At 60.3% G+C, this 6,903-nt stretch carries 9 protein-coding genes and 1 pseudogene; 3 read left to right on the top strand and 7 right to left on the bottom strand.

Translation table 11 applies throughout. The features are described 5' to 3' along the window. Together ABY454_RS11785 and ABY454_RS11780 are read right to left on the bottom strand one after the other, a co-directional pair. Positions 1-207, bottom strand: a 207-nt coding sequence (locus ABY454_RS11785) for an NAD(P)H-binding protein (RefSeq protein ID WP_372930903.1), incomplete at its 3' end; no start/stop codon positions are given. 44 nt (positions 208-251) lie between these two features. Further along, a complete protein-coding gene (locus tag ABY454_RS11780; RefSeq protein WP_372930902.1) occupies positions 252-518 on the bottom strand; it encodes a hypothetical protein in 267 nt (88 codons plus the stop codon). Positions 519-822: 304 nt separating this feature from the next. Here ABY454_RS11780 and ABY454_RS11775 point away from each other — a divergent pair, with 304 nt between their 5' ends. After that, positions 823-1,404, top strand: coding sequence for a sigma-70 family RNA polymerase sigma factor (locus tag ABY454_RS11775; protein ID WP_372930900.1), 582 nt, complete (start codon positions 823-825; stop codon positions 1,402-1,404). Next, a complete protein-coding gene (locus ABY454_RS11770) occupies positions 1,401-2,048 on the top strand; it encodes a ChrR family anti-sigma-E factor (protein ID WP_372930899.1) in 648 nt (215 codons plus the stop codon). The genes ABY454_RS11775 and ABY454_RS11770 overlap by 4 nt, the downstream gene beginning before the upstream one ends. On the opposite strand, the gene ABY454_RS11765 is transcribed toward ABY454_RS11770, so the two are convergent. From ABY454_RS11765 to ABY454_RS11750, 4 genes are all read right to left on the bottom strand, one after another. Then, the gene (locus tag ABY454_RS11765) at positions 2,045-3,268 is read right to left on the bottom strand and encodes a class I SAM-dependent methyltransferase (protein ID WP_372930897.1); all 1,224 of its coding nucleotides are present in this window, start codon (positions 3,266-3,268) and stop codon (positions 2,045-2,047) included. The two genes, ABY454_RS11770 and ABY454_RS11765, sit on opposite strands and share 4 nt — an antisense overlap. Beyond that, positions 3,265-4,059, bottom strand: a complete 795-nt coding sequence (locus ABY454_RS11760) for a DUF1365 domain-containing protein (RefSeq protein WP_372930896.1) — start codon at positions 4,057-4,059, stop codon at positions 3,265-3,267. The genes ABY454_RS11765 and ABY454_RS11760 overlap by 4 nt, the downstream gene beginning before the upstream one ends. Further along, positions 4,056-5,399: an NAD(P)/FAD-dependent oxidoreductase gene (locus ABY454_RS11755; RefSeq protein ID WP_372930895.1), complete on the bottom strand. Its 1,344-nt coding sequence runs from the start codon at positions 5,397-5,399 to the stop codon at positions 4,056-4,058. Before ABY454_RS11755 ends, ABY454_RS11760 begins: the two co-directional genes overlap by 4 nt. 74 nt (positions 5,400-5,473) lie before the next feature. Continuing rightward, a complete protein-coding gene (locus tag ABY454_RS11750) occupies positions 5,474-5,878 on the bottom strand; it encodes a DUF2177 family protein (RefSeq protein WP_372930894.1) in 405 nt (134 codons plus the stop codon). Between the two features lie 174 nt (positions 5,879-6,052). On the opposite strand from ABY454_RS11750, the gene ABY454_RS11745 reads away from it, so the two are divergent. After that, positions 6,053-6,532, top strand: a complete 480-nt coding sequence (locus ABY454_RS11745; protein WP_372930893.1) for a fasciclin domain-containing protein — start codon at positions 6,053-6,055, stop codon at positions 6,530-6,532. Between the two features lie 63 nt (positions 6,533-6,595). Here ABY454_RS11745 and ABY454_RS11740 read toward each other — a convergent pair. Then, positions 6,596-6,903, bottom strand: a pseudogene (locus tag ABY454_RS11740) (SAM-dependent methyltransferase); the annotation flags it as partial.

Below are 6,903 nucleotides of genomic sequence, written 5' to 3'. Positions count from 1 at the left end.
TACGACGACATCAATACCATCCAGAGCTGCATCAATGCCGGCCTCGTTCATCGCGTCTCCGGAGTGTTTCTCCAAGTAATTGTTTTCAAGGTCGATCTCATTCGCCGACCGAGAGAACGCCCGGACGCGGTGGCCAGCATCGAGAGCTGCCGAAAGCGTCTCTCGACCGATGCCACCGCTGGCGCCGATGACGAGAACATGCGCCACGACTACCCTCCGATCCTACACGGCTCGTCCGACGACTGCCGCGCTCAACGCGCGGCGGCCTTCTGCAAGAACTGCTTTGACTGCCTACTCGCGAGCGCGAAGATCTCGCTCGTGAAGAAGACACCCACCAGAAGGAAGGTGTGCGCAATGATGCTGGGGCCCATCAACCACATGTAGCCGATCCAGAGCGCGAAGATCGCGGACCACATGTAGGACAGTATCACCATAAACTGGAACCGAACAATCGGCGGTAATGTGCGAAGCGGGTTCTCTGAAGGGTTCATCACGAGTCGATATAGCTGCGTCAACATAGGGATTCTCCTGTATTAGCTCTTCTACTCTCGGCACGCGCTTGAGCTGTGTGTCCTCTCTCGTTCTGTTCTGCTTACGCGGTCATACGCCGGCTGGATCATGCCCTTCGCCGGCTACAGGGGACACGACTGTGTGATGAGAGGAGGCGGGACCTGCGGGTGCCGCGAGGGGGGCGGACTACCGGCCAGGCGAACCGAGCCATCATGAAAGACCGCAAGTGATCCAGACGGCCGGCGGTGTCGTATACAGAACAGATCAGATATAGTGCAGAGCAGAAAGCCACGGCCAAACAGCCCTAACTGCATGAGCAAGGCATTATCGGTGTCGTCCCGTCCGGACAGGGATGAAGACGATCATGAGTTGGTCCAGCGCGTCGCCTGCAACCGCGACCGCGCTGCGTACCAGTGCCTATTCTTGCGCTTCGGTCCGAGGGTCAAGGCGCTGATGATTAAAAGTGGTGCCGACGCCAGTATGGCGGAGGACCTTGTCCAGGACGTAATGCTTATTCTGTGGCGAAAGGCGGCGCTCTATTCGCCTGAGCGAGGTAGCGTTGCCGCCTGGGTGTTCACCATCGCGCGCAACCGGCGCATTGACAAGCTGCGGCGCCAGTCGCCCCAGGCCTACGATGATATCGACGACCTAGACTTGGAATCTCCCGATGCCAGCGGCGAAGAGGAAGTTCATGTGCGGCAGCAAAGCACTTTGGTTTCGGCGGCAGTGGCACAATTGCCACCGGACCAGAAGCGCGTGATCGAATTGTCTTTCATCCATGACATGCCACAAGTCGACATTGCGCAGGAGCTTGGCGTGCCACTTGGAACCGTGAAGTCGCGCATGCGCCTCGCTTACGGCAAGTTGCGAGAGCGCCTGGAGGACGTGAAGTGAAGATTGAACACCATCCCGATACGGCAACATTGGCAAGCTATGCGGCCGGTAGCCTCGATGAGGCCTTCGCCACCGTGGTCGCCGCGCATCTCGCCTCGTGCGCGAAATGCCGGGCCCGCCTCCATGAGATCGAGGAGGTCGGCGGCACCATGCTGGAGACCATCGATGCCGTCGGACTGAACGAGGCCGCGCTTGAGCGCGCCATGAGTAGACTGGACGAGCCGTCTGAAGAGCGGGCCGAGCCTCGGTCGGCTGAGCAGTCCTTACCCCGTCCGCTTGGCAGGCTCGTCACCGCGCCGCTTGACGCCATCGCGTGGAAGTCGGTGGCTCCCGGCGTCGCCGTGCATCGGCTTCCGACGTCCAAGGCGGCCCGGGGTTCGCTCACGCTTCTGAAGATTGCTCCCGGGAAGAAGATTCCTGAGCACGGTCATGGCGGCATGGAGATCACGCTGGTCCTGACCGGCTCTTATCGTGACGCTCTCGGGCGCTTTGGGCCTGGCGATGTGGCCGATCTCGATGAGGATATCGAGCACCAGCCAGTTGTCGATTCCGATGAGCCGTGTATCTGCCTGGTCGCAAGCGAGGCACCGACGCGCTTCAAGAGCTTCTTTGGGCGGCTGTTCCAGCCTCTGGTGGGAGTCTAGACAGCCGGCCGGGTCAACCGGTAAAGCCCGACATCGATGATGTCCTCCAGGAAACCGGCCTCGCAATAGGCGAGGTAGTACTCCCACTTCCGGCGGAACCGGGTGTCGAACCCAAGAGGTTCGATTTCCGGCCAGCGGGCTTTGAAGCGGCGGCGCCACTCCCGCAGGGTCCGCGCATAGGACGATCCGAAATTCATCACAGGCTCGAAGCGGAGTCCCGCCAACTCGGCTTGCTCCGCCATGATGGATTTGGTCGGTAGCATGCCACCCGGGAAGATGTAGCGCTGAATGAAGTCTGCCTTCCGCCGATAGTCCGGGAAGTGCTCCTCGCCGATCGTGATTGCCTGAAGTACCGCGATGCCGCCGGGCTGGAGCCGGTCATGGATCGTGCGGAAGTAGCGCGGCCACCGGTCCTCGCCGACGGCTTCGATCATCTCCACCGAAACCAGCCGGTCGAACTGTTCTTGCGTGTCCCGGTAGTCCTTCATTTCGAAGCGGCACATTCCATCCGCACCTTCGCTTTTGGCCTTTTCGGATGCATACGCGTGCTGCTCCTGCGACAACGTGATGCCCGTGACGGAAGCGCCGCGGTCACGGGCGGCTCGGAGCGCGAGCGCACCCCAACCAAAGCCGATCTCTAGCAGGCTCATGCCCGGCTTGAGCTCAAGGCAATCGAGTATGGCGTCGAGCTTCGCGCCCTGGGCCTCCTCCAGCGTCTGGGTGCTCTCGCTGTAAAGCGCGCTCGAATACAAAACCTGGCTGTCCAACCATTTCTGAAAGAACGCGTTGCCGAGATCGTAGTGCTCAGTGATGTTGCGGCGGCTGCCTTCCCGTGTGTTTCGGCGCAGCAAGTGCCGGATGCGATCGACCACGCTATATGAAAAGAGGCCTCGGCCGGATTTCTCGAATGCGGCATAGTTGCGGGAAAAGAAGCGGAACAGACCAACCAAGTCGGAACAATCGACGTCGCTGGCGATGAAGGCATCGGCGAAGCCGAGCGCGCCGCGGCGGATCGATTTCGTGATCACGCGGTAGTTGTTCAGCTTCAGCGCCGCATCATGTGGGAGATCTCGCCCGAAGCTGATACGGCGGCCGGTCGGCAATTCTACGACGATCGACCCTTGCGGCTGCCAAGCAAGCAATCGCTCGCCTGCGCCCACCACAAGGCGCGTCAGTGTACCGGAGCGCTGGTGCGCGCGCTGGGAAAAAGCATCTGTCATGATGTTTGATTTTGTTTTCGCGGGTGCACGAAGTCGATTGCGGACCTGGGTGCCGGCGGCCGCTGCTGCAGGCGAAGTCCCTTGAGCCGTAGCTTCAGCGCCTCGAAATGGATCGCGGCGATGACCTTCACCGACAGCCAGCCGGTTCGCAGAACGGCGACTAGGAGTGATGCGTCGCTTAAAACCGAGCGAGAGCCCCGGAAGTATGCCTTCAGAACCGGACCTTGGTCGTTCTCCAGTGCAACGCCGACCGTGACGTGCTCCCCGAGAGGCGTCAGGTGGAACTTGTAGCGCCCCTCAACGGCGTTGAACGGCGAGACATAGAATGATTTGCGGCACCCCTGACTGACGATGCCGGAAGCAGCATCCTCTGGCACTGGAATGACGTAGGATTTGCGCTCGCCGAAGGTATTGTTGACCTCGTAGATCATAAGCTTCAGACGGCCATCGGCGGCCAAGCCGAAATAGACCGTGACGGGATTGAACCCGTAGCCGAGCATGCGCGGGTAGCAGAGCATCAAGAAGCGATCGATCTCCTGCCCACTCTGCGCCGCGATGCGCCGCAGATATCTGCGCAGCGCGCTTCCATCGCCGTGATCGCGATCATGGAGGCTGAGGACATTGAAGCGGTTGTAGGAGAATAATTTCAATCGCTGGTCGAGCTCGGCGAGCTCGTCGCAGTCAAGCAACAGGGAAAACACATGATAGCGCAGCGCATGCTGCACTGGGCGCATACGCTTATGCACCACGACGCCATTGTAAAGCGCGGACCCGGTCACCGGCGACATCATTCAGCGGCCTCGAGCGGAGTATGCTCGATTTCCGGTTTCACATACGTGACATGGATCCGGTCGGACTCACCTGGGACCGACCACGGACGGCGTGCGCCGCCAAGCTGTTCGGCGACCGCGAGCCCACTCTGCAGGCCGTCCTCATGGAAGCCGTAGCCGAAATAGCAACCGCAGAACCATGTGCGCCGCTTGCCCTGCAACGACCACAACTTGCGCTGCGCAGCCATGGCCTCGTTGGTGAAAGCAGGATGATCGTATAAGATTTCGGTATCGACTGCCTTGGGATGTATTTCGCGATAGGGGTTGAGCGTGACGAAGAGGTCCGTGGTCGTCGGCAAGTGCTGCAGGCTATTCATCCAGTACGTAACGCAGAGGGCACTGTCCGTACCTCGGCCTTGCTTCATGTAGTTCCAGCTCTCCCAGAGATGCCGGCGCTTGGGCATAAGGCGCTTGTCGCGATGCAGAATGGCGCGATTGCGTTCATAGCGAAAAGCGCCGAGAAGCAAAGTCTCCTCTTCAGTCGGATCGCTCAGCACGGCCAGAGCCTGGTCGGCGTGTCCAGCCATGACCACATGGTCGAAGAGGCGAACAATTCCCTGATTGTCCTCGACATGCACACACGTTTCACTGCGCCCGACACGGCGGACGGCGGATCCCGCCAACACGTCGATATCGGCGTCGGCGATCATGCTCTCCACATAGCGCTTGCTGCCGCCCGACACGATGCGCCAGGCCGGCCTATCGTTGACTTTCAGGAGGCCGTGATTGGCGTAGAAGTTGATGAAGGCGCTTGCCGGAAAATCCAGCATCGAGGTCATAGGTGTGGACCATATCGCGGCGCCCATGGGGAGGATGTGGTCGTCGATGAAAGAGGGTGAGTAGCCTTCTGCTTCCAGGAAAGCGCCGAGCGAGATGTCAGCAGGATAGAGGCTCAGCCGCGCGCGCGACGATCGGAAAAACCGCATTAGGTCGGCGACGAGGCGCCACTGCCGTGGTCGCAAAATGTTCGACGGCTGTCCGAAAAGCCCCGAGAGGCCACTACCCGAATATTCGAACGCGCCGCCGTCGGAGACGGCAAATGTCATCTCGGTGGGGTCTGTGCGCACGCCGAGATGGGCGAACAGCGCGGTCAGATTGGGGTAGTTCTGCTCGTTGTAGACAATGAAGCCGGCATCCACCGGGACCGTCCCGTCAGCCGTCTCGACCTCGATCGTATTGGTGTGGCCACCGAGGCGTCCATCTTGCTCGAACAACGTAACGCGGTGCCGTTTGGCAAGCAGCCACGCGGATGAGAGGCCTGAAATGCCGGACCCAATCACCGCGATGTTGAGTGTTCTCATTCTTCCCCTGGCAGTATTTGACGCGACGCGGAGGATACGGTGGGTGTGCTGTTCCGGATCACTCGTGAAACGGGTTAGCCCCCGACAATCGCACGCGTCGCGAAATAGCCGGCAAGCGCCGCAACGCCAGTAATGAACGCCCCCCACGCCATGTCAACGACGACGACGGACACGCTCCACCCCTTCAGGGTCGCAAGATTTGTCATGTCGTAAGTTGCGTAGGTGAAAAAGCCAAACAAGGCACCATAGATGAGGGCCGTCTTCCACGATCCCGCTTGCAAGGCGGGGAGCACCGCAAAGATGAGAATGCCTACCACGAACATCAGGTAGAACCCCACGGCTGCCGCCATGTTGAAGTTCTCAAGCAGCAAGGCGCCGATCTCCCGGCGATAGAAGTCCTTCGCGATATATCCCAACCAAATGAAATCGATCGCCAGGAAGCTCACCGCCGTGGCGATGTAGGCAACGACATAAGTCATTTCGATAAGTCCCGCAGCAGTAGAGGAGGCAGTAGACGAGCAAGATACGAAGGGCCGGGCGCGTTGGATCGCTCAGGCACAGTCACAAAGACTTGAAACCGCGCCCCTGATCCGTGGGCGGGCACGGCGCGTAAGCCTTCCCGTTAGCAACGTTTCCCCCAACGGAGGTTCAACATGAAGATTCTGCGCACGTTTATGACTCTCGCCCTCGTGGTCTTCACGGTCTCAGTGGCGCAAGCCAAGTCCAAGGACATCGTCGACACGGCAGCCGGCGCCGGCCAGTTCAAGACGCTGGTGGCTGCCGTTCAGGCTGCCGGTCTGGTCGATACGCTGAAGGGCGACGGTCCGTTCACAGTGTTTGCCCCGACCGACGAGGCGTTCGCCAAGCTGCCGGCAGGCACGGTCGAGGACCTGCTTAAGCCCGAGAATAAGGACAAGCTGGTTGCCATCCTGACCTACCATGTCGTCCCCGGCAAGATCATGTCGAGTGACATCGCCGGCAAGTCGACCGAAGTCAAGACTGTTCAGGGCGATACGCTTGCGGTGGATGCCACTGACGGCGTCAAAGTCGATGCGGCCAACGTTGTCACGGCCGACATCGGCGCGAGCAACGGCGTAATCCACGTCATCGACACCGTCGTGATGCCGAACTAGTCCCGAAAAAGGCATTACACAGTGGAACGGCGGCCTTCGAGCCGCCGTTTTGCTTGTTGGAGGTCAGCTCACGGGGCGCAACAGATGGTGGCTCACGCCCCACTCCTCGCCTGCCTGGTGCCCAAAGAGGCCGGCGGTCGCAAGGAAGAAGAGCCGCCAGCGCCTCCACCAAATGCGCGCATCTTCTCCGTAGGCAGGCTTGAACGCCTTCATCACGCGCGCCTCGTTGAGATCCATGTTGGCCAACCAGTCGTTCGCGGTGCGTGCGTAGTGCCTCCCGTTCCAGCGCCAGGTCTCAACGACTTTGAACGGAGCGCCGAACGCACCGATCAAATCGTGACTGGGCATGATGCCACCGGTGAAGAAGTGCT

It is taken from the genome of Methyloceanibacter sp., from assembly GCF_041573655.1.
Classification (GTDB): domain Bacteria; phylum Pseudomonadota; class Alphaproteobacteria; order Rhizobiales; family Methyloligellaceae; genus Methyloceanibacter.
Note: the sequence above shows the minus strand (reverse complement) of the source record. Positions and strands in the feature narration are given on the sequence as shown.

Bases quoted from the DNA above. Each gene is read 5' to 3' on its own strand.
- ABY454_RS11750 (WP_372930894.1), bottom strand. From the start codon at position 5,878: ATGACTTATGTCGTTGCCTACATCGCCACGGCGGTGAGCTTCCTGGCG.
- ABY454_RS11755 (WP_372930895.1), bottom strand. From the start codon at position 5,399: ATGAGAACACTCAACATCGCGGTGATTGGGTCCGGCATTTCAGGCCTC.
- ABY454_RS11765 (WP_372930897.1), bottom strand. From the start codon at position 3,268: ATGACAGATGCTTTTTCCCAGCGCGCGCACCAGCGCTCCGGTACACTG.
- ABY454_RS11760 (WP_372930896.1), bottom strand. From the start codon at position 4,059: ATGATGTCGCCGGTGACCGGGTCCGCGCTTTACAATGGCGTCGTGGTG.
- ABY454_RS11780 (WP_372930902.1), bottom strand. From the start codon at position 518: ATGTTGACGCAGCTATATCGACTCGTGATGAACCCTTCAGAGAACCCG.
- ABY454_RS11745 (WP_372930893.1), top strand. From the start codon at position 6,053: ATGAAGATTCTGCGCACGTTTATGACTCTCGCCCTCGTGGTCTTCACG.
- ABY454_RS11775 (WP_372930900.1), top strand. From the start codon at position 823: ATGAGCAAGGCATTATCGGTGTCGTCCCGTCCGGACAGGGATGAAGAC.